21 protein-coding genes and 1 pseudogene are annotated in these 25,417 nt (G+C 67.5%); 1 reads left to right on the plus strand and 21 read right to left on the minus strand.

The window, feature by feature from the left end:
* Positions 1-103: 103 nt before the first annotated feature.
* The 20 genes and pseudogenes from IB273_RS05570 to IB273_RS05665 form a co-directional block, all read right to left on the minus strand.
* Positions 104-1,507: a DUF2252 domain-containing protein gene (locus IB273_RS05570; protein WP_192223476.1), complete on the minus strand. Its 1,404-nt coding sequence runs from the start codon at positions 1,505-1,507 to the stop codon at positions 104-106.
* A gap of 164 nt (positions 1,508-1,671) precedes the next feature.
* Positions 1,672-2,601, minus strand: a complete 930-nt coding sequence (locus tag IB273_RS05575) for an electron transfer flavoprotein subunit alpha/FixB family protein (protein ID WP_192223477.1) — start codon at positions 2,599-2,601, stop codon at positions 1,672-1,674.
* Positions 2,601-3,350 carry an electron transfer flavoprotein subunit beta/FixA family protein gene (locus tag IB273_RS05580; RefSeq protein WP_192223478.1) on the minus strand — a complete coding sequence of 250 codons (750 nt, stop codon included), beginning with the start codon at positions 3,348-3,350 and terminating at the stop codon, positions 2,601-2,603. Before IB273_RS05580 ends, IB273_RS05575 begins: the two co-directional genes overlap by 1 nt.
* 186 nt (positions 3,351-3,536) lie before the next feature.
* A complete protein-coding gene (locus tag IB273_RS05585; protein ID WP_192223479.1) occupies positions 3,537-4,676 on the minus strand; it encodes an acyl-CoA dehydrogenase family protein in 1,140 nt (379 codons plus the stop codon).
* Between the two features lie 13 nt (positions 4,677-4,689).
* Positions 4,690-5,883 carry an acyl-CoA dehydrogenase family protein gene (locus tag IB273_RS05590; RefSeq protein WP_192223480.1) on the minus strand — a complete coding sequence of 398 codons (1,194 nt, stop codon included), beginning with the start codon at positions 5,881-5,883 and terminating at the stop codon, positions 4,690-4,692.
* A 199-nt stretch (positions 5,884-6,082) separates the two neighbouring features.
* Positions 6,083-7,234: a thiolase gene (locus IB273_RS05595; RefSeq protein ID WP_192223481.1), complete on the minus strand. Its 1,152-nt coding sequence runs from the start codon at positions 7,232-7,234 to the stop codon at positions 6,083-6,085.
* A pseudogene (locus IB273_RS05600) lies at positions 7,231-7,621 on the minus strand (Zn-ribbon domain-containing OB-fold protein). Before IB273_RS05600 ends, IB273_RS05595 begins: the two are co-directional and overlap by 4 nt.
* Before the next feature lie 14 nt (positions 7,622-7,635).
* Complete coding sequence (locus IB273_RS05605; RefSeq protein ID WP_081520360.1) at positions 7,636-8,082, minus strand: PaaI family thioesterase; 447 nt, start codon at positions 8,080-8,082, stop codon at positions 7,636-7,638.
* Entirely contained in the window at positions 8,079-9,056 is a 978-nt protein-coding gene (locus IB273_RS05610) for an NAD(P)H-dependent flavin oxidoreductase (protein WP_192223482.1), read from the minus strand. Before IB273_RS05610 ends, IB273_RS05605 begins: the two co-directional genes overlap by 4 nt.
* Positions 9,057-9,072: 16 nt before the next feature.
* A complete protein-coding gene (locus IB273_RS05615) occupies positions 9,073-10,164 on the minus strand; it encodes a Zn-dependent alcohol dehydrogenase (protein WP_192223483.1) in 1,092 nt (363 codons plus the stop codon).
* A gap of 9 nt (positions 10,165-10,173) precedes the next feature.
* Positions 10,174-11,580 (minus strand): coniferyl aldehyde dehydrogenase, encoded by a 1,407-nt coding sequence (locus IB273_RS05620; protein WP_192223484.1) that lies wholly within the window; start codon positions 11,578-11,580, stop codon positions 10,174-10,176.
* 30 nt (positions 11,581-11,610) lie between these two features.
* Positions 11,611-12,402 (minus strand): enoyl-CoA hydratase/isomerase family protein, encoded by a 792-nt coding sequence (locus IB273_RS05625; protein ID WP_192223485.1) that lies wholly within the window; start codon positions 12,400-12,402, stop codon positions 11,611-11,613.
* A gap of 67 nt (positions 12,403-12,469) precedes the next feature.
* Entirely contained in the window at positions 12,470-13,618 is a 1,149-nt protein-coding gene (locus tag IB273_RS05630) for an acyl-CoA dehydrogenase family protein (protein WP_081520365.1), read from the minus strand.
* A 78-nt stretch (positions 13,619-13,696) separates the two neighbouring features.
* A complete protein-coding gene (locus IB273_RS05635) occupies positions 13,697-14,524 on the minus strand; it encodes an SDR family NAD(P)-dependent oxidoreductase (protein ID WP_151187172.1) in 828 nt (275 codons plus the stop codon).
* A gap of 15 nt (positions 14,525-14,539) precedes the next feature.
* On the minus strand, positions 14,540-14,947 hold the full coding sequence (locus tag IB273_RS05640; protein WP_192223486.1) for a MaoC family dehydratase: 408 nt from the start codon (positions 14,945-14,947) through the stop codon (positions 14,540-14,542).
* Positions 14,948-14,957: 10 nt separating this feature from the next.
* Positions 14,958-15,401, minus strand: coding sequence for a MaoC family dehydratase N-terminal domain-containing protein (locus tag IB273_RS05645; protein WP_081520368.1), 444 nt, complete (start codon positions 15,399-15,401; stop codon positions 14,958-14,960).
* Between the two features lie 16 nt (positions 15,402-15,417).
* Positions 15,418-16,602, minus strand: coding sequence for a lipid-transfer protein (locus tag IB273_RS05650; protein WP_192211000.1), 1,185 nt, complete (start codon positions 16,600-16,602; stop codon positions 15,418-15,420).
* 35 nt (positions 16,603-16,637) lie between these two features.
* Complete coding sequence (locus IB273_RS05655; RefSeq protein ID WP_081520370.1) at positions 16,638-18,194, minus strand: acyl-CoA synthetase; 1,557 nt, start codon at positions 18,192-18,194, stop codon at positions 16,638-16,640.
* 310 nt (positions 18,195-18,504) lie between these two features.
* The gene (locus tag IB273_RS05660) at positions 18,505-20,193 is read right to left on the minus strand and encodes a GMC family oxidoreductase (protein ID WP_192223487.1); all 1,689 of its coding nucleotides are present in this window, start codon (positions 20,191-20,193) and stop codon (positions 18,505-18,507) included.
* Positions 20,194-20,242: 49 nt separating this feature from the next.
* On the minus strand, positions 20,243-21,373 hold the full coding sequence (locus tag IB273_RS05665; protein WP_192223488.1) for a CaiB/BaiF CoA transferase family protein: 1,131 nt from the start codon (positions 21,371-21,373) through the stop codon (positions 20,243-20,245).
* 273 nt (positions 21,374-21,646) lie between these two features.
* Here IB273_RS05665 and IB273_RS05670 point away from each other — a divergent pair, with 273 nt between their 5' ends.
* Positions 21,647-24,355, plus strand: coding sequence for a LuxR C-terminal-related transcriptional regulator (locus IB273_RS05670; protein ID WP_192223489.1), 2,709 nt, complete (start codon positions 21,647-21,649; stop codon positions 24,353-24,355).
* 220 nt (positions 24,356-24,575) lie between these two features.
* Here IB273_RS05670 and IB273_RS05675 read toward each other — a convergent pair whose 3' ends face one another.
* Complete coding sequence (locus IB273_RS05675) at positions 24,576-25,409, minus strand: HpcH/HpaI aldolase/citrate lyase family protein (protein WP_081520374.1); 834 nt, start codon at positions 25,407-25,409, stop codon at positions 24,576-24,578.
* Positions 25,410-25,417: the final 8 nt, after the last annotated feature.

A 25,417-nucleotide genomic window follows, 5' to 3' on the forward strand; every position in this document is an offset into this window, starting at 1 on the left:
CTCTTTTGCAGGAGAAGTGATCAGAAGACAGGAGCAGTCCCTCGCAGGCGCCGCCGCTGCGCAGATTGAATTCCTGCTGACGCGAAACGGCTCGCAGGACGCCCTACTCTTCCTCCATCAACACCTTTACTCGCCCGCTGCGCGCGGCCTTGACCAGCGCGTCGTGGTCGCGTTCGGTCTGGTCGGCATAGAGCAAGGCGAAGTCGCCTATGGCCTTGTCGAAGGTGTCGCCCTTGCCCAGGTAGCCGCTGATGCTCGCGGCGTCGCCGGACTTGGCGTGAGCGCGGGCCAGGGTCAGCCCACAGATATCGGCGTAGCGCTCCAGTTGCACGGCACTGATGCGTTCCACCGGCACCGACAGTTTCATGTCGCGCAGCTGTCGGACGAAGTAGTCGCGCCCGGCCGGGCTGCGCATCCAGCCAAGGAAGATATCGCTGGAGGACTGCATCAGGCGCTGGCCCATCACCACACGCTGCCCCTGGTGGCGGTACTGGCACTTGCCAGCGTAAGGCTCGAGTACCGAGCGGCAGGACTCCTTGAACTGCAGGATCAGCGGGTGGTTCTCCTCGGAAAACAGCAGCGCGATGAAGCAGCGTGTGCCGACGCTGCCGATGCCGACCACCTTCACTGCCGCGTCGACCAGGCGGTAACGCTCGAACAGCACCCGGCGATCGTCCGACAGGCTGCCGCGGTAGTCCGCCAGGCTGCTCAGTACGCGCTGCATGAAGTCCGCTTCGGCGACGTGGTAGATGATCGGCGGCTGGTCGATGATGCGCGGCTGGCCGGCCACCTGCTCGGCGATCTTCGGGAAGGCGCTTTCCACCACCCGTTCGCGGGCTCGGTCGAACAGCTGCTGGCGAAACTTGCGCGCCTTGGCATCGGGCGCCATGTCCAGCAGGGCCTGGGTATCCAGGCGGGAGTACCAGACCTCCAGCGGGCTCATGCGCGAATAGGAGCGCAGGTTCTCGCGGTAGGCCCGCACGCAGGTCATGGCAATTTCGCGGGCGCGAGCATCGGCGATGCTACTACTGCGGGCAGCCACCGCGAAACTCACCGCCAGGCGCTTGATGTCCCATTCCCAGGGCGCAGGCAGGGTTTCGTCGAAGTCGTTGAGATCGAAGACCAGGTTGCGCTCGGGGGTCGCGAAAAACCCGAAGTTGAGCAGATGGCAGTCGCCGCACGCCTGCACCTTCACGCCGATATGCGGAAGCCCGGCGAGATCATGGGCCATCAGTGCAGCCGAACCCCGCAGGAAGGTGAACGGGCTGCGCAACATGCGCCCGTAGCGGATCGGCACCAGGTCCTTGAGGCGGTCGCGGTTGGACTTTTCCAGGATGGCGATGACATCGCGCTGTCGCCCGGGCGACTTCCATTTGCCATGGCTTTCGCGGGGAATCTTCTGCCGCAGGCGCCGGCCGACGTCCAGGCGCTCCTCGCGGGAGCGGAACTGCACGGCAGATTCGGGGGCACCGGCTTTCTTGCTGGAGGCTTTCTTCGGGGAGTCCATGGCGTTTCGTCACCTGGGGTGAGGGACGTGCGGCGCACACGGACGCGGCGCCGATCTGCTCGCGGAGCCGGCACCGACGCCGGCTCCCCTCCATTCAAGCTAGATCACTTTCGGCCATACGCGTGGCGACCCGGATTTCTTTTGTCGGGCACGCCGGCCGCGGCTCACAGCGCGCCTTGCAGCTCCGGCACCGCTTCGAACAAGTCCCCCACCAGGCCGTAGTCGGCAACCTGGAAGATCGGCGCCTCTTCGTCCTTGTTGATCGCAACGATCACTTTCGAGTCCTTCATGCCCGCCAGGTGCTGGATGGCGCCGGAGATACCGACGGCCACGTACAGCTGCGGAGCGACGATCTTGCCGGTCTGGCCGACCTGCATGTCGTTCGGCACGAAGCCGGCGTCAACGGCAGCGCGGGAAGCGCCGACGGCAGCGCCCAGCTTGTCAGCCAGGGAGTAGAGGATGCTGAAGTTGTCGCCATTGCCCATGCCACGGCCGCCGGAAACGACGATCCTGGCAGCGGTCAGTTCCGGACGGTCGGACTTGGCCAGCTCTTCGCCCACGAAGGCGGACTTGCCAGCGTCAGCCGGGCCGGAAACGGCTTCAACAGCGGCGGAGCCACCTTCGGCAGCAACGGCGTCGAAGCCGGTGCCACGCACGGTGATGACCTTGACGGCGGCCGAGGATTGCACGGTAGCGATGGCGTTACCGGCATAGATCGGACGCTTGAAGGTGTCGGCGCTGACCACTTCGATGATCTCGGAGATCTGGTCGACGTCCAGCAGAGCGGCGACGCGCGGCAGGAAGTTCTTGCCGTTGGTGGTGGCGGCGGCCAGCACGTGGCTGTAACCCTTGCCGAGCTCAGCGATCAGCGGAGCGACGTTCTCCGGCAGCTGGTGAGCGTAGGCAGCGTTGTCGGCGACCAGCACCTTGGCAACACCGGCGATCCTGGCAGCGGCTTCGGCCGCGCCAGCGACATTCTGGCCAGCGACCAGCACAGCGATGTCGCCACCAATCTTCTGCGCAGCGGCGACAGTGTTCAGCGTCGCCGAGCCCAGCGCGCCATTGGAATGTTCTGCAATAACCAGGACCGCCATCAGATCACCTTCGCTTCGTTCTTCAGTTTCTCGACCAGTTCGGCCACCGATTTCACCTTGATGCCGGCACTGCGCGCGGCGGGCGCTTCGACCTTGAGGGTTTTCACGGTGGAGGCCGTGGAGACGCCCAGCGCATCAGGAGTGAGGGTTTCCAGCGGCTTCTTCTTCGCCTTCATGATGTTGGGCAGCGACGCGTAGCGCGGCTCGTTCAGGCGCAGGTCGGTGGTGACGATTGCCGGCAGGTTCAGGGCAACGGTCTGCAGGCCGCCGTCGATTTCACGGGTGACGTTGACCTTGTCGCCAGCGACTTCGACCTTGGAGGCGAAGGTGCCCTGGGCGTAGCCGGTCAGCGCAGCCAGCATCTGGCCGGTCTGGTTGTTGTCGCTGTCGATGGCCTGCTTGCCGAGGATGACCAGCTGCGGCTGCTCCTTGTCGACAAGGGCTTTCAGGGCCTTGGCGACAGCCAGCGAGTTCAGTTCGTCATTGCTCTCGACCAGCACCGCGCGGTCTGCGCCCAGCGCCAATGCGGTACGCAGTTGCTCCTGCGCGCCACTGGGGCCGACCGAGACCACCACGATCTCGCTGGCGACGCCTTTCTCTTTCAGGCGTACGGCCTCTTCCACGGCGATTTCGCAGAAGGGGTTCATGGACATCTTGACGTTGGCCAGATCGACGCCGGAGTGGTCCGCCTTGACGCGGACCTTGACGTTGTAATCGACCACGCGCTTGACGGCTACGAGGACTTTCATCGGGGACTCCTGGAAAAAAACCGGGCCTTGCGGCCCGGAACAAGGGGTGACTCTGGGACTGGGCTACACCTGAGAGACGCCAGGGGCCTGTAGGAAAGCAGAACGTAGGGCGCATAACCGCTTGCAGTTATCCGCCGTCATTCGGGGCAGCGGCGGATAACGCTGGCGCGTTATTCGCCCTACGTACTAGGCCACGTCCATCATCTGGCTGAACGCCTGCAGGTGATGGTCGTCGTCGCCAAACTGGTGGCTGATCATCACCAGGTGCTTGGCGTAGTGCGAGCCCAGGTATTCGTCGGTGAGGCCGATGCCGCCGTGCAGCTGGATGCACTGCTCGGAGATCAGGCGGCCGGCGCGGACCGTGATGTACTTGGCGGCAGCCAGGGCGCGGCTGCGCTCGGCGCTGTCGGGCTGGTCGGCGACGCAGGCGGCGAGGATCGCCATGCTGCTGGCCTGGTCCAGTTCGGCGCGCATGTCCACCATGCGGTGCTGCAGCACCTGGAAGGAGCCGATGGCGACGCCGAACTGCTTGCGGGTCTTCAGGTAGTCCAGGGTCAGCTCGCAGGTGGCTTCCATGGCGCCGACCGCCTCGGCGCACTGCGCGGCGATGGCGCGACCCTGCTGGTAGCGCAGCGCATCGAAGGCTTCGCCGGGTTCGCCCAGCACGTGCTCGCTGGCGACAAAGGCACCGTCCAGGTACAGCTCGCAGGCCTTGAGGCCGTTGGCGGTCGGGTAGACGCGGCGCTTCACGCCCGCCTCGTTCGGGTCGAGGAAGAACAGGCTGATGCCCTGCTCGTCCTGCTCGCCGCCGGCCACGCGAGCCGAGACCAGGATCAGCCCGGCGCTGTGCCCGCCGATCACCGCGACCTTGCGCCCGCTCAGACGCCAGCCACCGTTCACCGGTTCGGCGCGGGTGGCCACGCTGTTCAGTTCGTAATGGCTTTGCGGTTCCTCGAAGGCCACCGCCAGTTGCAGCTCGCCACTGGCGACGCGGGTCAGAAGCTGGTCCTTCTGCGCGTCGCTGCCCAGTTGGGCCAGCAGGCCGCCGGCGAATACCACCGACTGCAGGTAAGGCTCCAGGCACAGGCCACGGCCCAGTTCGGTGTGCACCAGCATGCTGTCCACGCCGCCGCCGAAGCCGCCGTAGGCTTCGGGCAGGGACACGCCGGTCAGGCCCAGCTCGCCGAGCTGGTGCCAGAAGTCGGCGCTGTAGCCCAGCTCGCTACGGCGATAAGCCTCGCGCTGTTCGAATCCGTAGGCGTCACGTACCAGACGCGCCGCCGTGTCTTGCAGCATCTGCTGCTCTTCAGTGAGTTTGAAGTCCATGGTCGGCTGCCTCTCAGAGTCCGAGGTTCACTTTGGAAACGATGTTCTTCTGGATTTCGTTGGAGCCGCCGTAGATCGAGAGCTTGCGCATGATGAAGTACTGGCTGGCGGCGGTGGCGCTGTAGTCGGTGTGCAGCAGGTCGCCGGAGCAGGCTCCCATTTCCTCTTCGAGGAACGGCAGCGCGTAGGGGCCGACGGCCTTGCGCAGCAGATGGGTGATCGCCTGGCGGATCTCGGTGCCGCGCACCTTGAGGATCGAGCTTTCCGCGCCGCTGCCGCCGCCTTCGCGGGCGGCGGCGAGGATGCGCAGGTTGCTCATTTCTGCCGCCATCAGCTGCATTTCCAGATCGGCAATCTGCGCCCGGAACAGCGGATCGTCGATCAGCGGTTTCCCGCCTTTGCGCTCGCGCGCCGCGATGCCCTTGAGCTGGCGCAGCAACTGCTTGGAGAAGCCGATGCCGGCAAGCCCGGTACGCTCGTGGGTGAGCAGGTACTTGGCGCAGGTCCAGCCGTCGTTCTCCTGGCCCACCAGGTTGGCCACCGGCACCTTCACGTTGTCGAAGAAGACCTCGTTGACCTCGTGCTCGCCGTCCAGGGTGATGATCGGACGCACGGTGATGCCGGGGGACTTCATGTCGATCAGCAGGAAGCTGATGCCGCGCTGGGCCTTGGCCTGCGGGTCGGTGCGCACCAGGCAGAAAATCCAGTCGGCGTGCTGGCCCATGGTGGTCCAGGTCTTCTGGCCGTTGACGATGTAGTGCTCGCCTTCGCGCACGGCGCGGGTCTTCAGGCTGGCCAGGTCGGAGCCGGAGCCCGGTTCGGAATAACCCTGGGCCCACCAGTCGGTCATGTCGAGGATGCGCGGCAGGAAGTAGGCCTTCTGCGCCTCGGTGCCGAAGTTGATGATCACCGGGCCGACCATGACCGCTCCGAACGGCAGCACGCGCGGCGCGCCGAAGATCGCGCACTCTTCCTCGAAGATGTACTTCTGCACCACGCTCCAGCCGGTGCCACCGTGTTCCACCGGCCAGAGGGAGGCGTGCCAGCCGCGATCGTTCAGGGTGCGCATCCAGAAGACGTTGTCTTCCTTGGAGAGGCGCTTGCCGAGCTTGACCTTGGCGGCCAGCTCGGCCGGCAGCTTGTCGCGCAGGAAGGCCCGCACTTCCTCGCGGAAGGCCAGCTCTTCGGGCGTGTAGTGGATATCCATCGAGGTATTCCTCAGACCTGTTGTTCTTGTGGGCCGCTTTCACGGCAGGGGTTTCGCCGTCGAGTATCGGGACGTGGCGCGGGGCTGGCTGTAGTTCGTTCGGACCAATTTCGGGCGGGATTTATTTCGGGCGCCGGGAAAGCAGAAAGCCCGCGCGGCGGGGCCGGCGGGCTTTCGCTCCTACAGGTACGGCGCTAGATCAAAGCGCCGATTCACTCCCCAGGAACGCCGTGACCTGGCTCGACAGCGTCCCGCCGTTGCCATGCAGCAGCGCGATATCGGCCTTCTTCAATTGCCGCGCGCCGGCCTGGCCGCGTATCTGCGTCACTGCTTCAAGGATCAGGAACATCCCGTACATCCCCGGATGCACGCACGACAGCCCACCACCATTGGTGTTCACCGCCAGCTCGCCGCCGGGAGCGATACGCCCGCCCTGGACGAACCGCCCGCCCTCGCCCTTCGGGCAGAAGCCGAGGTCTTCGAGGAACAGGATGGTGTTGATGGTGAAGGCGTCGTAGAGCATCACCAGGTCGACGTCAGCGTGGCTCACGCCGGCCATCTGCATGGCGCGCGGGCCGCTTTCCGAGGCGGCGGTGACAGTCAGGTCCGGCATGCACACTACCGAACGGTGCCATTGCGCGCCGCCGGCGCCGAGGAAGTACGCGGGCTTGTTCGGCAGGTCGCGGGCACAGTCCGCACGGACCATCACGCAGGCGCCGGCGCCATCGGTCACCAGGCAGCAGTCGGCGGCGCTCAGCGGGTCGCTGACCATCCGTGCGCCCAGCACGTCGTCCATGCTCAGCGGGCCGCGGGCAAAGGCCTCCGGGTTGAGGTTGGCCCAGCCGCGTGCGGCCAGCGCCACTTCCGCCAGCTGCTCGCGGGTGGTGCCGTACTGGTGCATGTGCCGGCTGGCCGCCAGCGCATAGGAGGTGATCGGGTGGCGCGGCTTGTAGGCCGTCTCGTGCCACTGCGGCTCGCTCATCGACACCAGCTTGCCGCCGGCGGTGCGCTGGTTGGAGCCATAGCAGATCAACGCCACGTCGCACAGCCCGGCCTGCAGCGCCAGGGTGGCCTGCAGCAGGTGCCATTCGAAGCTGGAACCGCCGACGTTGGTGCCGTCAACGAACCTGGGCTTGATGCCCAGATACTCGCATACCGACAGCGTCGGGAACGCATGGGAGCTGGTGGCGGAGAACACCGCATCGACGTCGGAGAGTTTCAGCCCGGCATCGGCGATAGCTTTCAGCGAAGCCTGGCCGAGCAGTTCCATGGCGCTGAAGCCGTGGGCTTCGCCGATTCCGGCGCTGCCGATGCCGACGATGGCGGTCTTGCCGCGAAGGGACGAATTCATGCCTGCACCTCTTCGATCACGTCGAACACCACGAGCGCCTGCCCGTCTTCCTCGATCACCCGCGCCTTGACGCGGCTGCCGATGGGCGCGGTTTCCCGGCCTTCGATGCGCGACATCAGGCGCACGCCTTCGTCGAGATCGATCAGCGCCACGTTGTGGCTGGCATTGCGCGAGCGGTTAACGGTGATGGCGTAGATGCGCCCGGTGCCGGCAGCCTCGACCCATTCCAGGTCGGTCTCGCCGCTGCCGGGGGGCGGCCACGCGTGGGTAGAACACATGGCGACCAGTGGAAGCGCTGCGCTGGATCATGAAACGGCCCTGCTGGAGGAACCGCTGGTACTGCGCTTCCGGTCCGACGGGCGCGGCGGCTGGGGGATTCTCGGCCATGGCTGGCTCCTGGTTCATTGCGCCCGGCCGTGCAGGCTGCGCGTGTTGTTGATGAAAGTGCCCTTGCCGCGCGCCAGCAGTTTGTCGCCGTCAAGCAGGTCGCAACTGGCCACGCAGATGCTGCGGCCGAGCTTGTGGATCTGCACATGGACTTCGATCCAGCGCCCCGGCAGCGCCGGGCTCAGGTAGTCCATGTCGAGGTTGATGGTGGCCGGGGGCAGTTCGCTGCCGGCGGTGAGCTTGATTGCCGTGCCGAAGCCGGTATCGACCAGGGTCGCGAGGAAACCGCCGTGGGCAATCCCCAGCGGGTTCAGGTGCTCCTCGAGGACTCGCGCCGCCACCACGCGGCGTTCGAGGTTCACGTACACGCCACCGCAGTTGTTGACGAAGCCCGGCCGCGACATGGGCTGGAAGCCGGCGGGCACGGCGCCCTCCTCTTCGATGAAATCACTGGCGCTCATGCTTCGCTCCCCGCGTAACGCTGGGCTCGCTGGAGGCTGGCCCGGCAGTCACGGACCATGCGCTGCAGCAGCTCGGCGCAGCTGGGGATGTCGTCGATCAGGCCGACGCACTGCCCGGCGGTGACGATGCCGTCGTCCGCCTCGCCGCTCTCCAGCGCCGCGCGGCCGCGGGCACCGGCCACCAGGTGGCGGATGTCCTCGAATTGCGCATTGCCGCGCTTCTCGATGCTGACCACTTCCTCGGAGATCGGGTTGCGCAGTACCCGCGCGGTGTTGTGCAGGGTGCGCAAGATCAACCGGGTGTCGCGCTCGGTGGCGCCCACCAGCGCGCGCTTGATGTTCTCGTGGATCGGCGCCTCCTGGGTGGCGCAGAAACGCGTGCCCATGTTCACCCCTTCGGCGCCCAGGGCCAGGGCGGCAGCCATACCTTCACCATCGGCGATGCCGCCGGAAGCAATCACTGGCACCTGCAGGCGGCGTGCCGCCAGCGGGATCAGCACCAGGCCGGAAACATCGTCCTCGCCCGGATGCCCGGCACACTCGAAACCGTCGATGGACACCGCGTCCACCCCCAGGCTCTGCGCCTTCAGCGCATGGCGCACGGCCACGCACTTGTGGATCACCGTCATGCCGGCGGCCTTGGCGCGGGCGATGAATTCGCCGGGATTGTTGCCGGCGGTCTCCAGCACCTTCACGCCGCTCGCGATGATCACGTCCAGGTAGCGCTCGTACGGCGGCGGATTGATCGACGGCAGCAGCGTCAGATTCACGCCGAAAGGCTTGTCGGTGAGGGTCCGGCAGCGCTCGATTTCCTCACCCAGCGCCTCCGGGGTCGGCTGCGTCAGCGCGGTGAGGATGCCCAGCCCGCCGGCGTTGGAAACGGCGGCGGCCATCTCGGCGCGACCGACCCACATCATGCCGCCCTGGATGATCGGGTAGCGGATGCCGAGCAGTTCGGTAATGCGTGTCTTCATGGGGGTTCTCCGCGTTTCACTGGTCGAAGACGATGACCGAGCGTGCCAGTTCGCCCCGGCGCAGCTCGTCGAAGCCCTGGTTGATCTGCTCGAGGCCGATGCGCTGGGAGATCAGCTCGTCCAGCTTCAGCCGGCCCTGCAGGTAGAAGTCCACCAGCCGCGGCAGGTCCACCGGGAAGCGGTTGGAGCCCATGAACGAGCCCTGGATGCGCCGCTCGGCAAGGAAGTCCAGGCCGCTCAGCTCCAGCTTCACGCCGGGCTTGATCATGCCGATGACCGTGGCGCTGCCACCACGCGCGAGCATGGCGAAGGCCTGCTCGGCGGTCTGTTTCAGGCCGATGCATTCGAAGGCGTGCTGCACGCCGCCACGGGTCAGTTCCAGCACCTGCTGCACGGCGTCGCCGTCGGCGGCGTTGATCACGTCGGTGGCGCCAAAGGTCTTCGCCAGCTCGAGTTTCGACTCGAGCCGGTCGATCGCGATGATCCGCCCGGCCCCGGCCAGCGCCGCGCCATTGACGGTGGACAGGCCGATGCCGCCACAGCCGATCACCGCCACGGTCTCGCCCGGCCGCACCTGGGCGGTGTTGAACACCGCGCCGGTGCCGGTGATTACCGCGCAACCGAGCACGGCGGCACGGTCCAGCGGCATGTCGCGGCGGATGGCGACGCAGGCGTTCTCGTGCACCAGCATCTGCTCGGCGAAGGCCGAGAGGTTCATGAACTGGTTCACCGGCTTGAGGCTGGTGACTTCGCTCAGGCGCGGCTCATCGTTCTTGCCGCGCTTGGTTTCCGGCGACACGCACAGCGACAGGTGCCCCGAAACGCAATGCGGGCAGTGCCCGCAGAAGGCCGACAGGCAGGTGACGACGTGGTCGCCCGGTTTCACCGAACGGACCTCCGAGCCGACCTGCTCGACGACGCCGGCGGCCTCGTGGCCGAGGATCACCGGCATCGGCCAGGGGTAGGCGCCTTCGATGAAATGCAGGTCGGAATGGCAAAGGCCCACGGCGCGGGTGCGGATCAGCACTTCGCGCGGGCCGGGCTTGCCGATGGCAACTTCCTCGATGGACAGTGGCGTGCCCGGTTGGCGCAGTACAGCAGCTTTCATGGCGATTCCTCAGCGACAGATCATGGCGGTGACGGCCTGACGCAGCGGCTCGACGTAAGGCGGGCGCATCAGGTCCGGGCCGTCGGCCGGCTTGAACACCGCCTTGGCGTGGCTGAAGGCGCGGAAGCCGTCGCGGCCGTGGTACGAGCCCATACCCGAAGGACCTACACCGCCGAACGGCAGGCTCTCGACGCCAACGTGCTTGATCACGTCGTTGATGGTCACCCCCCCGGAAGTGGTGCGGCGCAGCACCAGCGCCTGCTCGTCGGCGTCGACGCCGAAGTAGTACAGGCCCAGCGGACGCGGGTGGGCGTTGATGTAGTCGATCACCTCGGCGATGGTCTTGTACGGCTTGATCGGCAGCAGCGGGCCGAAGATTTCGTCCTGCATCACCTTCAGCTCGTCGCCGGGGTTGCGCAGCAGGGTTGGCGCCAGCTTGTGCCCGGTTTGCGCAGCGAAGCCCTCGCCGGCCGGGTTCAGCTCGATCAGCTCTACGCCCGCCTCGCGGGCTTCGTCCAGGTAGCCCTGCAGGCGCTGCTGGTGGCGGACGTTGATCACCGAGGTGTAGTCGGGGTTGTCGCGCAGGCTCGGGTAGATGCGCGCGATCACTTCACGGGCGCTGGCGATGAAGTCGTCCAGCGACTCCTCGGGGACGAACACGTAGTCCGGCGCCAGGCAGATCTGCCCGGCGTTGTGCAGCTTGCCGGCGATGATCTTCTGCACCGCGGCCTGGAAGTCGGCCGACCGGGAAATGATGGTCGGCGACTTGCCGCCCAGCTCCAGGGTCACCGGCACCAGGTTCTCGGCGGCGGCGCGCATCACCTGGCGGCCGATGCTGGTGGCGCCGGTGAACAGCAGGTGGTCGAAGGGCTGGGCGCAGAACGCCTGGCCGACTTCCGGCCCGCCGGTGATCACCGCGACTTCCTCCTCGGCGAACACCGAGGCGATCATCCGGGCAATCAGTGCCGAGCTGTGCGGGGTGAATTCCGAGGGCTTGATGATCGCCCGGTTGCCGGCGGCCAGGACTCCGGCAAGGCCGGTGAAGACCATGTTCACCGGGAAGTTCCACGGCGTGACGATGCCCACCACGCCCAGCGGCTGGTACTCCACCCAGGCTTCGCCGCGCTCGCAGTGGCGCGGCTCGGGCTGCATCCAGCCGAGCAGCTGGGCCTTGGTCTGCTTCAGGCTCATCAGTGGCGACAGCACTTCCACCACGCGGGAGAAGTCATCGCTGCGCTGGCCGAAATCGGCGCGCACCGCTTCGACGATTGCCTGCTGGTGATCGACCAGCAGGCCGATGGCGCGGTCGATCAGCTCGATGCGCCGCTCGGCGCTCAGCGGTTCACTGGACAGGTGCGCGGCGCGCTGGCGGTCGAGCACGGCGCGGATGGCAGCGCCGGGGCTGGTCTGGGTCATGGCGGGTCTGAGCCTCGTTGTTGTTGTCGTTCAGTCGTCGCGGCGCGACGGCCACTGGTATTGCGGGGCTTCCTTGCGCAGGAAGCGCGCGGAGGCTTCCTTCACGTAGCCGGATGTGAGCGCCACGGCCTGGGCGGCAGCTTCGGCGTCGAGCTGGGCGGCCAGGTCGTTCTCGAAGCTGCGGGCCAGCAGGCGCTTGCTCATGGCGAAGGCCGGGGGCGACATCTCTGCCAGCGCTCGAGCCAGTTCCCCGGCGCGTTCGATGGCGCGCTCGCCTTCATGCCGTTCCAGGGCGATGCCCAGTTGCACGGCTTCGGCGGCGCCGATCTCGCGGGCGGAATAGATGATCTCGCGGGCGCGCTGCATGCCCACCAGGCGCGGCAGCAGCCAGGAGGCGGCCAGGTCCGGCACCAGGCCGATGCGGGCGAAGGCCATGCAGAAGCGGGCACGCTCGCTGGCGATGACGAAGTCAGCAGCCAGCGCGAGGCTGAAACCGGCGCCATAGGCCACGCCGTCCACCAGCGCAACGACCGGGCGGTCGAAGTCGGCCAGGGCGGCGAGCAGGCGGTTGGTCTCGGCCATGCGCATGCGCACCGCGCCGGCTTCGGGCGTACCGCCCATGCTGCTGACGTCGCCGCCGGAGCAGAAAGCCCCGCCAGCGCCGGATAACAGCAGCGCGCGCACTTCAGGGTTGCGGCGCAGGGCGGTGAGCGCGTCGATCAGCTCGGCGACCATCGCCGTGGTCAATGCGTTCCGGCGTTCCGGACTAGCCAGCGTCAGGCGCGCCAGTCCGTCTTCGATGGAGAGTTCGATGCTCGACATGCGTACCTCGCGGCGGGCATCCCGGCGGGAATGACCGGACCGCACGTGGCGGCCCGGCCCACCCGCATCACAGGGTGCGGGCGATGATTTCCTTCATGATTTCGTTGGAGCCGCCGAAGATGCGGCCCACCCGGGCGTTGGCGTACATCCGCGCGATGGGGTACTCGAGCATGTAGCCGTAGCCGCCGTGCAGCTGCAGGCACTCGTCGATCACCTTGCAGTTCTGCTCGGTGCTCCACCACTTGGCGATGGCTGCGGTCTCGCCGGACAGCTCGCCCTTGAGCACCTTGACCATGCAGTCGTCGACGAAGGCGCGGGCAATGACGGCAGTGCTCTGGCACTCGGCGAGCTTGAAACGAGTGTTCTGCAGGTCCAGCAGGGTCTGGCCGAACACCTTGCGGCTGCGCACGTACTCCACCGTCTCGGCCACCGCGCGCTCCATGGTCGCCAGCGCGCCGAGGGCGATGATCATGCGTTCCTGGGGCAGCTGCTGCATCAGCTGGATGAAGCCCTTGCCCTCCTCCGGGCCCAGCAGGTTGCTGGCCGGCACGCGCACGTCGTCGAAGAACAGTTCGGTGGTGTCCTGGCCCTTCTGGCCGATCTTCTCGAGGATGCGGCCACGGCGGAAGCCGGGCAGGTCCCTGGTTTCGACCACCACGATGGAGGTGCCCTTGGCGCCTTTCTCCGGGTCGGTCTTGGCCACCACCAGGATGAGGTCGGCGTGATAGCCGTTGGTGATGAAGGTCTTCGAGCCGTTGATCACGTACTCGTCGCCGTCACGCACGGCGCGGGTCTTGATCGCCTGCAGGTCGGAACCGGCGCCCGGCTCGGACATGGCGATGGCGCCCACCATCTCGCCACGGGCCATCTTCGGCAGCCAGTCGAGCTTCTGCTCTTCGCTGGCGTAGCGCAGCAGGTAGTGCGCGACGATGCCGCTGTGCACGTTGGTGCCCAGGCTCGAGCACATCGCCCGGCTCTGTTCCAGGGTGACGATGGCGTCGTGGGCGAAGGTGCCGCCACCGCCGCCGTACTGTTCGGGGATGCTCGGCAGCAACATGCCGAACTCGCCGGCCTTGCGCCACATGTCGCGGTCGATGTACTGCTGCTTCCACCAGCGCTCTTCATGGGGCACCAGTTCGTTGGCGATGAAGCGGCGGATGGAGTCCTGGAAGATCACCAGGTCGTCGGTGATCCACGGCGATTGAGTGGCGCTCATGGCGGCTCCTCGGCAAGCGATTCGGGAAACGATTCGGATAAGAAGGCCGGCCGCACGGGGCGGCCGGCAAAGGGACGGTCAGGGACGACCGCCGCCGACAATCAGCACCTGGCCGGAGACGTAGTTCGACTCCGGGATGCAGAACAGGTAGACACCACCGGCGGCCTCTTCCGGAGTGCCGGCGCGGCCCATGGGGATCAGCGCGGCGGCGTTCTTCGCCATCTGCTCGCTGATGCCGACCTTCAGCTCGCGGCCGCCGACGTTGATGGTGGCGCCCTCGCCCGCTGCGGCGGAGGTCAGGCGGGTTTCGATCAGGCCGAAGGCGACGCTGTTGACGCAAACCTTGTAGCGGCCCCACTCCTTGGCCAGGGCCTTGGTCAGGCCGTTGATCGCGGACTTGGCGGCCGAGTAGTTGGCCTGGCCGGGGTTGCCCATGACACCGGAGACGGAGGAGATGTTGACCACCTTGCGGAACACCTCGCGGCCTTCCTCGGCTTCCTTCTTGGCAGCTTCGCGGAAGTGCCCGGAAGCGGCACGGAGGATGCGGAACGGCGCGGAGACGTGGACTTCCATGATGTCGTCCCACTGCTGGTCGGTCATCTTCTGGATCACGTTGTCCCAGGTGTAGCCGGCGTTGTTGACGATGATGTCGAGGCCGCCGAAGGACTCCAGGGCGGTCTTCACGAAGCGCTCGCCAAAGTCCTTTTCAGTCACGCTGCCGACGCAGGCAACGGCGCGGCCGCCTTCGGCGACGATCTGCGCGACCACTTCCTCTGCCGGGGCGGCGTCGAGGTCGTTGACCACCACGGCGGCGCCGTCGCGGTGCAGCTTGAGGGCGATTTCGCGACCGATGCCACGGCCGGAACCGGAAACGATGGCGACCTGGCCTGCGAGTTTGTTGTTCATTGTTGTTCTCCTGTTTCAGGCGTCCAGGGCCACGACGGCTTCGCCGGACAGTTTGATTTCACCCGCCTGGTTGCGGGTGGTGATTTCCAGGCGCAGGGTGCCGGCGGCCTCGTCCTTCTCCAGCACGCGGCCGGAGCAGGTGATGGCGTCGCCCAGCTGGGTGATCGCGGCGAAGCGCACCGAGTAGCTGCGCAGGCGCTCCTGCGACACCCAGTTGGTCAGCAGCCGGCCGAGGTAGGCCATGGACAGCATCCCGTGGGCGAACACGTCGGGCATGCCGGCCTTCTTCGCGAAGTCGATGTCGACGTGGATCGGGTTGTGGTCCCCCGAGGCGCCGCAGTAGAGCGCCAGGGTGGTGCGGTTCACCGGGTCGGTGGTGAAGCTCGGCAGTTCGTCGCCGACGGCGATTGCATTCAGGTTCACGCTCGGCTCCTTATCCGTTGCGTACGACGAGGCTGTTGCGCAGTTCCGCCACCAGCTCGCCGGCGGCGTTGCTGACGCGGGTTTCACGCACCACGAATTCCAGGGCGCCGCCCTTCTTGTCGTAGATGTCGACGATCTTCGTCTCGAAGGACAGGCGCTCACCGGCGAAGGCCATGCGGTGGTAGGTGAAGCCCTGCTCGGCATGCAGGATGCGGCCGAGGTCGATGTTCAGGCGCTTGAGCACCGAACCCGAGCCGCCGGCTTCCATGTCCAGGCAGAAGAGGAAGGTCGGCGGCACCGGCAGGCCGGGATAGCCGGCGTCGCGGGCGGCGGTCTCGTCGCTGTAGCGCGCGTCCGCCTGGCCGGTGGCCTTGGCGAAGAAGCGCAGGCGCCCCGCCTCGACCAGTTGCGTGTGGCTGGAGACCACCGCGCCGATATGGCTCTTGTCGATCATGCTCGCGGCTCCCCGGTCACTGGCGCTGGAACAGGGTGACGACGCAGGCGCCGCCCAGGCCCAGGTTGTGCTGCAGGGCGAAGCGCGCGCCGTCTACCTGGGTGGCGTCGGCAGTGCCGCGCAGCTGGCGGGTCAGCTCGAAGCACTGGGCCAGGCCCGTGGCGCCCAGCGGGTGGCCCTTGGAGAGCAGGCCGCCGGAGGGGTTGGTGACGATGCGGCCACCGTAGGTGTTGTCGCCGTCGAGGATGAATTTCTCGGCGGTGCCCTCGGGGGTCAGCATCAGGCCTTCGTAGGTGATCAGTTCGTTGGCGGTGAAGCAGTCGTGCAGCTCGACCACCTGGATGTCCTGCGGACCGACACCGGCCTTCTCGTACACGATGTTGGCGGCGTTGCGGGTCATGTCGTAGCCGACGACCTTGCGCATGTCGCCTTCGTCGAAGGTGCTGTTGCGGTCGGTGGTCATGGCCTGGGCGGCGATCACCACGTCGGTGCGCAGGCCGTGCTTCTTCGCGAAGGCCTCGGTGCAGACGATGGCGGCGGCCGCGCCGCAGGTCGGCGGGCAGCACTGCAGGCGGGTTAGCGGGTCGAAGATCATCGGCGAGGCCATCACTTCGTCGACGCTGACCACGTTGCGGAACACCGCCAGCGGGTTGCGTGCGGCGTGCTGGCTGGCCTTGACGCGGATGCGGGCGAAGACTTCGCGGCTGATGCCGTATTCCTTCATGTAGGCGCGCCCGGCGCCGCCGAAGAACTGCGCGGCGCGCGGCGCGGCCTCGTCGAAGCCCTGCACCTGGGTCATGGTCTTGGCGAAGCGGTCCATCGGGCCGGTACGGTCGGTGTAGGCGCCCTTCAGCGCGCCGGGGACCATCTGCTCGAAGCCCAGGGCGATGGCGCATTCCACGGCGCCGCTTTCCACGGCCTGGCGCGCCAGGAACAGCGCGGTGGAGCCGGTGGCGCAGTTGTTGTTGACGTTTACCACCGGGATGCCGGTCAGGCCGACGCCATAGACCGCGGCCTGGCCGCAGGTGGAGTCGCCGTAGACGTAGCCCACGTAGGCCTGCTGCACCAGCGCATAGTCGATACCGGCGTCGGCCAGCGCGGCCTTGGCCGCATTCGCGCCCATGATGTGGTACTCGTCGCTCTGGCCCGGCTTGGTGAAGGGGATCATGCCGACCCCGGCCACCACTACTTTATTGCTCATGTGTTTCTCCTTGGGGATGGGCGTGTCGCGCGCCGTCAGTTGACGGCGCGGTTCTGGTCTTTCCAGTAGGGAGCGCGCAGGTCGCGCTTGAGCACCTTGCCGGCCGCCGAGAGCGGCAGAGCGGCAACGAACTCGACGGATTTCGGGCACTTGTAGCCGGCGATGTGCTGGGCGCAGTGGGCGCGGATGTCGTCGGAGCAGACGTCGCTGCCGGCGTGCAGCACCACCACCGCGTGCACCGCTTCGCCCCAGCGCTCGTGGGGAATGCCGATCACCGCGCAGCTCTGCACGGACGGGTGGCGGGCCACCACGTTCTCGACCTCGGCGGAGTACACGTTCTCGCCGCCGGTGACGATCATGTCCTTGAGGCGGTCGACGATGAACAGGAAGCCACGCTCGTCCATGTAGGCGCCGTCGCCGGTATGCAGCCAGCCGTTGCGCAGGGTCTTGGCGGTCTCTTCCGGGCGGTTCCAGTAGCCGAGCATGACGTTGGGGCCGCAGACGATGATCTCGCCCACCACGCCACGGGGGACTTCGTTGCCCTCCTCGTCGACGATCTTCACCAGGCCGCCGAAGCCGCCGCGCCCGGCGCTGCGTACCAGGCCGCTGGCGATGCCCTCGGCCTGGTGCGTCCAGTCCGGGCTCACCGAGATCACCGGCGAGGTTTCGGTCATGCCGTAGGCCTGCATGAAGGCGATGCCGGGAAACTTGGCCAGGGCCTGCTCCAGCACCGGCAGGGAAATCGGCGAGGCGCCGTAGGCCATGCGCTTGAGGCAGGACAGGTCGTGGCGCTCGAAGTCCGGGTGGTTGATCACCGCCTGCAGCATGGTCGGCACCAGCAGCATCTCGTTGATGCGCTCGCGCTCGATGGTCTGCAGCACTTCCAGCGGATCGAACATCGGGATGAACACGTTGACGTAGCCGCCGATCACCTGGCTCAGGCAGCGTGCCATGGCGGCGGTGTGGAACATCGGCGCGGCGTGCAGGGTGCGCGAGTCATCCTCGGCGGGGAACTCGGCCATGCGTGCCACAGCAGAGGACCAGAGGTTCAGGTGCGACTGCATCACGCCCTTGGGCAGGCCGGTGGTGCCGCCGGTGTACATGATCGAAGCGAGGTCGTTGCCGCCGCGCAGGGCGTCTTCGATGGGCTCGTGGCTGGCGATCAGGCCTTCGAAGGAGTGCATGCCCTCAGGCGCGGCGCCGTCACCGACGTGGACCAGCACCGGGGCGCTCCTGGCGCCGGCGCGGATGCCTTCGGCCAGGTGCAGGAAGTGGTCGTCGATCAGCAGGATTTCGGTCTGGCAGTCGTCCAGCGAGTAGACGATCTCCGGCACGCTCCAGCGGATGTTCACCGGGTTGAGCACGCCGCCGCCCCACCAGGTGGCCAGCATGTATTCCAGGTAGCGGTCCGAGTTCAGGGCCAGCATGCCGACCCGGTCGCCGTTGCGCATGCCCAGCGATTGCAGGGCCGCGGCCAGGCGCGAGACGCGCTCGCCCTGCTCGCGGAAGGTCCGCGTGCGGCCGCGGAAGATGGTCGCGACGTGGTCCGGGTCCTGCTGCAGCATGCGTTGCAGGCCTTGGGTCAGGTACATGGCAGGTCTCCAATCGATGTTGTTCTTGTGAGTTCGATACTAGGGAGGGGCGTTGGGCGCGGCGTCGGTCGAAGGGATGAAGCTGCGGTGGTTTGGCGGGTGGTTCGAATGGACTAGAGCGTTCCGCGCTGTCCGGGTGGCATGGCGCTGGGTGTAGGAGCGCGCCATGCGCGCGATCGCGGGCATGGCCCGCTCCTACAGGGGAATACCGAACCGGAGCCACGCAATGAAAAAGACCGTAGGGCGCAGCGCACAAAAAAAGGGCCGGGCGCCCGAAGCCGCCCGGCCCTTCCCCCCGTACAACTCGGTATCAACTGGTCTGCAGTTCCCCCAGCGAGGCCGCGCGGCCCGGCTGGGCGTCATTGCGCTCGGCCAGCAGCAGATCGGCGCACTTCTCGCCGACCATGATGGTCGGCGCATTGGTGTTGCCGCCTACCTGCAGCGGGATCACCGAGGCGTCCGCCACGCGCAGGCCCTGGACGCCGCGCACGCGCAGCTGCGGATCGACCACCGACTGCTCGTCGCCGCCCATCCGGCAACTGCCCACCGGGTGGTAAACGTTGTCGCAGTGCTCGCGGATCATCTGTTTCACCGCTTCGTCGTCGCTCCCGTCGAACTTCAGGTGCCCATGGAACAGCGGCTTGCCGCCGAAGCGCGTGAGCACCGGCTGTTCGAGGATCTGATGCACCAGCTTCACGCCCTTGAGCATGGTCGCCATGTCGCGCTCGTCCTGCAGCAGGTTCAGCTCGATCAGCGGGTCGTCGCGCATGTCGGCGCTGTGCAGGCGAATCTGTCCGCGGCTGTGCGGGCGCAGCACGCAGACGTGCACCGAGTAGCCGCTGCCGTAGTGGAAGGTGCGCCCGTGGTTGTCGCCCGAGGACATCACGAAGTGCAGCTGGATGTCCGGGTCGGCCAGCGCCGGATCGGTCTTGAGGAAGGCCCCGGCCTCGGTGAAGGTGCGGGTGAACAGGCCGCCGCGCTCGCGCTTGTACTTGCGCCATTGCCCCAGGTAGCTCAGCGCGCCACGCACGGTCACACCGAACAGGTCGGTGCTGAAGATGCGCTTGTGCAGGATCAGGTCCGGGTGTTCCTGCAGGTTCTGCCCGACCTCGGGCGCGTCGTGCAGCGGCGCGATGCCCAGCTGCCGCAGGTGCGCGGCCGGGCCGATGCCGGAAACCATCAGCAGTTGCGGCGAGACCAGGCTGCCGGCGCAGACGATCACTTCCCGCGATGCATGCAGCGCCACTTCCTGGCCGTCACGCTCCACCAGCACGCCGGTGGCACGCTTGCCCTGGAACAGGATGCGCAGCGCGCGGCTGCCGGTCAGCACCTGCAGATTCGAGCGCCCGCCATTGTGCGTCGCATCGCCGGCATTGCCACGGTGCAGGTAGGCCCGCGCGGCGTTCCAGCGCTCGCCGTTGAACTGGGTGACCTGGAAGTAACCCACGCCCTCCTGCTGCGGCCCGTTGAAGTCGTGGTTGTAGGCGTGGCCGGCGCTGGCCGCCGCCTCGATGAAGTGGCGCGCCCAGGAGCACGGCGAACGCGGGTCGGTGACGTGCAGCGGGCCGCTGCCGCCGTGCAGTGCGTCGTCCTTGCCGGCAGCGCGCTCGTTGTTCTCGGCGCGCTTGAAGTACGGCAGCACCTCTTTCCAGCTCCAGCCTTCGCAGCCGGCAGCGGCCCAGCCGTCATAATCCGAAGGCGTACCGCGCAGGTAGAGCATGCCGTTGATCGAGGAGCTGCCACCCAGCCCGCGACCGCGCGGCAGGTAGCTGGCGCGACCCGCCAGGCTCGGCTGCGCGGTGCTTTCGTAGGCGTAGTTGTAGTCGCCCTTGCGCGGAATGGTCAGCACCAGGCCCACCGGCACCGTGACCTTGCCGTGGTGGTCGTGACCGCCGGTTTCCAGCAGCGCCACCTTGCAGCCGGCATCGGCCAGCCGCCCGGCCACTGCGCAACCGGCCGAGCCGGCGCCCACCACTATGTACTCGTACAAGCGTTCCATCGGTTCACCTTTCTTGTTGTTGTGCTGTTGGCCCGCGTCGCTGCGGGGCTCAGATGACGCCGGCCTGCTGCAGGTCGGCGATGCGTTCGTCACTCAGTCCCCAGTCGCGCAGCACCGCTTCGCTCTGCGGTTCGCCCGCAGCCTGCGTCGGCGTCGCGGCGGGTGTGCGGCTGAAGCGCGGCGCCGGCGCAGGCTGGAGTACGCCGTCGAGTTCGAGGTAGGTGCCGCGTTCGCGGTTGTGCGGGTGCTGCGCGGCCTCGGCCCAGTCCAGCACCGGGGCGAAGCAGGCGTCGCTGCCTTCGAGCAGCTCGCACCACTGGGCACGGCTGCGCTGCAGGAACAGCGCGGTGAGCTTGGCCTTGAGCTGCGGCCACTGGCGCGGGTCCATCTGCTGCTGGAACTGCGGGTCGTCGATGCCGCAGCGCTGCAGCAGCTCGGCGTAGAACTGCGGTTCGATGGCGCCCAGGGCGATGAAGCGGCCGTCGGCGCAGGCGTAGGTGTCGTAGAAATGCGCGCCGCCGTCGAGCAGGTTGGCGCCGCGCTCGTCGCTCAGGCGGCCGCCCGCGCGGAAGCCGTACATCATCGCCGAGAGCAGCGCGGTGCCGTCGGTCATGGCCGCATCGACGACCTGTCCCTTGCCGGAACGCTGCGCCTCCAGCAGCGCGCAGAGCACACCGAAGCCCAGCAACATGCCGCCGCCACCGAAGTCGCCGATGTAGTTGTGCGGCACCACCGGCTTCTCGCCGGGCCGGCCGATGGCGTGCAGCGCGCCGGCCAGGGCGATGTAGTTGATGTCGTGGCCGGCGGCCTGGGCCAGCGGGCCGCTCTGGCCCCAGCCGGTCATGCGGCCGAACACCAGCTTCGGGTTGCGCTGCAGGCATTGCTCCGGCCCCAGGCCCAGGCGCTCCATCACACCGGGGCGGAAGCCTTCGATCAGCGCGTCGGCGCCTTCCACCAGTTGCAGCAGGGTTTCCACCCCTTTGCTCTGGCGCAGGTCCAGGGCGACGGCGCGGCGGCCACGGCCGAGCACGTCGAAGCGCGCCCGCTCGCCCAGCGCCTGGCCGGGGCGTTGCACGCGGATCACTTCGGCGCCCATGTCAGCCAGCAGCATGGCGCAGAACGGCGCCGGCCCCAGGCCGACCATCTCGATTACCTTCAATCCCGTCAGCGGGCCCGCCATCGCATCGCTCCTGTCTGGCTGTGCAAGCGCCGGGATATCCGGCAGCTCCCCAGCCTAGCGACGGGCCAGCGGGCAACAATGGATCGAACGGACGAATCACGGACTAGTCCGCTCGGGCCGAATTTCGGGGCTCTGGCGTGCCTCAAACTGTCGAGTAGTTCGAATGGACGACTGCGATCCCGCCGCCGGCCGTGGCAAGATGCCGCGACATAGAAAAACAATTGAGCCGGCGGCGCGCCCAGCGCAGCCACACGACCGGCCAGCGGAGTTGCCATGTCTGCCCAGTTTTCCGCCGCCTCTGCCACCGGGACCGCGCCCCTGCGCATCCTGTCGAGCAAGTTCGCCACGCCGTCCGTCTCCGCCAGCCATCTGCCCCGCCAGCACCTGCTGGAGCAGATGGAGCAGTCCAGCGCGCGGCTGATCCTGATCCGCGCCGCCGCCGGCTTCGGCAAGACGACCCTCCTGCAGCAGTACCGCGAGCGCTGCCTGGCCCAGGAGCGCCAGGTGCTCTGGCTCAACCTGGATGCCGCGGACAACGACCTGCAACGCTTCGTCGCCCACCTCGCCAACGGCCTGCGCCAACTCGACGCCACGCCGACCGGCGAGCCGCAGGGCCTGTCCCAGCAGATGCAGACGCTGCTGGAAGAACTTTCCGACCGCACTCGCCCCTTCGCCCTGCTGCTGGACGAATTCGAGGCGATCCACAACCCGGCGGTGCTCAACTTCGTCCAGCAGCTGATCGACACCCTGCCGCCCTGCGGCGTACTGGTGCTGGCCTCGCGCTCGACACCGGACATCGGCCTGGGGCGCATCCGTGCCCGTGGCCAGCTGCTGGAGTTCAACCCCGGCGCGCTGCGCTTCTCCCTCGACGAGGCGACGCGCTTCATCCGCGACAAGCGCGAACTGCCGCTGCGTGACGCCGAGATCGCCACCCTCTACCGCTGTACCGAGGGCTGGATCACCGCCATCTACCTCGCCAGCCTGTCGCTGCAGGGGCGCAACGACCACGCAGCCTTCGTCTCCAGCTTCTCCGGCAGCAACCTGGAGCTGGCCGAGTACCTGACCGAAGACATCCTCGCGCGGCAGAGCGAGGCCTGCCGGCAGTTCCTCCTGCTCACCAGCGTGCTTGACCAGCTCTGCGTGCCGCTGTGCAACGCCGTCACCGGCGGGCAGGACGGCCAGGAAATGCTCGCCTACCTGGAACGCGCCAACCTGTTCCTCTTCCCCCTGGACAGCGAACACCAGTGGTTCCGCTACCACAGCCTGTTCGCCAGCTACCTGCGCGACGCCCTGCAGCGCTCCTACCCCGGCCATGCCGCACGGCTGCACCAGCTGGCGGCGCAGTGGTACCTGGCCGAGCAGCGCCCGGTGCCGGCCATCGATCACCTGCTGCAGGCCGGCGCCCGCGACGAGGCCGCGCTGCACCTGACCCGGCATGTCGGCGAATTCATGGACGTGGGCCGTTCGCGCCTGCTGCTGCGCTGGCTGGACCAGATTCCGCCGCAGACCCTGCAGCGCTATCCCAACCTCTGCCTGGGCTATTCCTGGACCCTCGCCCTGCACCGCCGCTACACCGACGCGCTGGCCAGCATCGCGCTGATCCGTGGCGCCACTGAAGATGGCGAGCAACCGCTGGCGCTGGAAGCGGAAACCATCCGCTGCCTGCTGTTCGCCCTCACCGACCAGGTGGAAGCCTGCTGCGAGGCGGGCCTGGCGCACATCCAGCGCATCCCCGATGACGAGCAGTTCCAGTACGGCGTGATCGCCAACTGCCTGGGCTACAGCCTGGTCTCCACAGGACGCTACGAAGAGGCGCGGCGCCTGCTGTCGCGGGCGATCCTGCGCTGTTCGCAGAGCCGCACCCAGTCCATGGGCAGCGTCGCCAGTTGTCTGGAGGGCGCGCTGGACATGATCCAGGGGCGCCTGGGCAATGCCGTGGCGCGTCTGCAGGCGGCCTTCCCGACGCAAACCACGGGCGGTGCTGAGAAGATTCTCGCCGGGCGGCCGTCGCTGGAGATCACGCTGTCCATCGCACTCTACGAAACCGACGCGCTGGACGAGGTGGAACAGCTGCTGGGCGAAGTACTGCCCCACGCCAAGGAAAGCAGCCCGCCGGATTCACTGATTTCCTGCCATGTCCTGCTGGCCCGCGTCGCCCTGCTCAAGGGCGATCGCGACGCCTGGCTGCGCCTGCTGGCGGACCTGGAACAGATCGGCCAGCAGTCCGGCTCGGCACGGGTGATCTGCTCGGCCTGGCTGGAGCGTGCCCGCGCGGCCACCCTGGAGAATCGACTGGAATCGGCCCGCCAATCCCTGCGCTATGCCGAGCTGCATGGTGACTGGGAGCGGCCGGGCATCCTGCTGCATGGCAACGACGTGGACACCCCGAGCATCGCCCGCTTTCGCCTGCGCATCGCCCAGGGCGACTGCGAGGACACCGAGCGCGAGCTGCGCGAAGCCATGGCCGAGGCCAACGCCCGCCAGCACCATCGCCGCGAACTCAAGCTGCGCCTGCTGCATGCCCTCGCGCTCAGTGCCCTGGAGCGAACCGAGGAGTCCTTCGAGGCACTCAGCGAGGCGCTGCGCTTCGCCAGCCATGAAGGCTTCATGCGCACCTTCCTCGACGAGGGCCCGCGCCTGGGTGGCCTGCTGCAACGCTGGGCGGTTCCGCATCAGGCGCAGTCGCGGGCGCTGGGCATCGAGCCGCGCTTCCTCACCACCCTGCTGCAGCGCTTCGTCTGCCATGGCGAGACGCCGAGCAACGGCCAGGTACCCGGCGCTGCCGGCGAAGGCCTGACCACCCGCGAGATCCAGGTGATCCGCCTGCTGGCAGCCGGGCACCGGAACAAGGTGATCGCCGAGAAGATGTTCCTCTCCGAGTTCACCGTGAAATCCCACCTGCGCAACATCAACGCCAAGCTCGGCGCCCAGGGGCGCACCGAGGCCGTGGCGATTGCCCGGGCGCGGGGGTTGCTGGATTGAGCGCGCATGGCGCACTGCTGTAGGTCGGAACGCAGGGCGCATAACGCGTTGGCGCTATGCGCCGCAAGGCAATCGGCGGATAACCCGTTCCGGGTTATCCGCCCTACTGTCCGGGATTGAGCTGAACAGCGCGCCGACCGGCTGCTGCGGAGCTGACCTGTAGGAGCGCGCCATGCGCGCGATCGCGAGCATGGCGCGCTCCTGCAGGAAACACTGGAGATCAGTCGCCAGCGCTGGCCAGCAACCGCCGGGCGCGGCCCAGCACCGGCGCATCGACCATCTGCCCGTCGACCTGGAAGGCCGCCGCGCCGCTCTGCGCGGCAGCCACCACCCGCTGCGCCCAATCCAGCTCGTCCGCGCTCGGGGCCAGCGCCGCATGGGCGACACCGACCTGCTTCGGATGAATACAGAGCGCGCCGAGCAGACCGAGGTCGCGGCCATGGCGGATGGTCGCGGCGAAGCCTTCGGCGTCGTCGAACGCGGGGAACACGGTGTCCAGCGGCGGTTGCAGGTCGTTCACCCGTGAATGCAGTAGCAGGCTCAGGCGCACCTGGTCATAGACCACCGCGGCAGCCTGGGTGCCACTGCTCATGCCGATATCCAGCGCCAGGTCGAGGCCACCGAAGGTCAGGCGTTCCACACCCTCGCAGGCAGCGATTTCGCCCAGTGCGAGCAGGCCTCGGGCGCTCTCGATCAGTGGCCACACCGGTTTGCCGCAGGACGCGGCGATACGCACCTGCATGGCGCGCTCGGCCTTGGGCAGCAGGATGCCGATGACGCCCGGCAGGCGCCGGCAGAGTTCAAGATCGGCGGCCTGTTCCGGATCGCCAGCGGCATTCACCCGCACCCGCACGCGGGCCTCCGGATTGGCGCCGAGGAAGGCTTCCAGATTGTCGCGGGCCTGGGCCTTGAGCGAGGCCTCGACAGCATCCTCGAAGTCGACGATCACCGCGTCGGCGCCGCTGGCCAGGGCCTTGGCGAAACGCTCCGGGCGGCTGCCGGGAACGAACAGCGCGGTTCGCACGATGGAATCCGCCGGGCTTTGCTGAATCATTGGGTTCT

Origin of the sequence: Pseudomonas sp. PDM19, assembly GCF_014852215.1 — a bacterium.
Lineage (GTDB): Bacteria > Pseudomonadota > Gammaproteobacteria > Pseudomonadales > Pseudomonadaceae > Pseudomonas.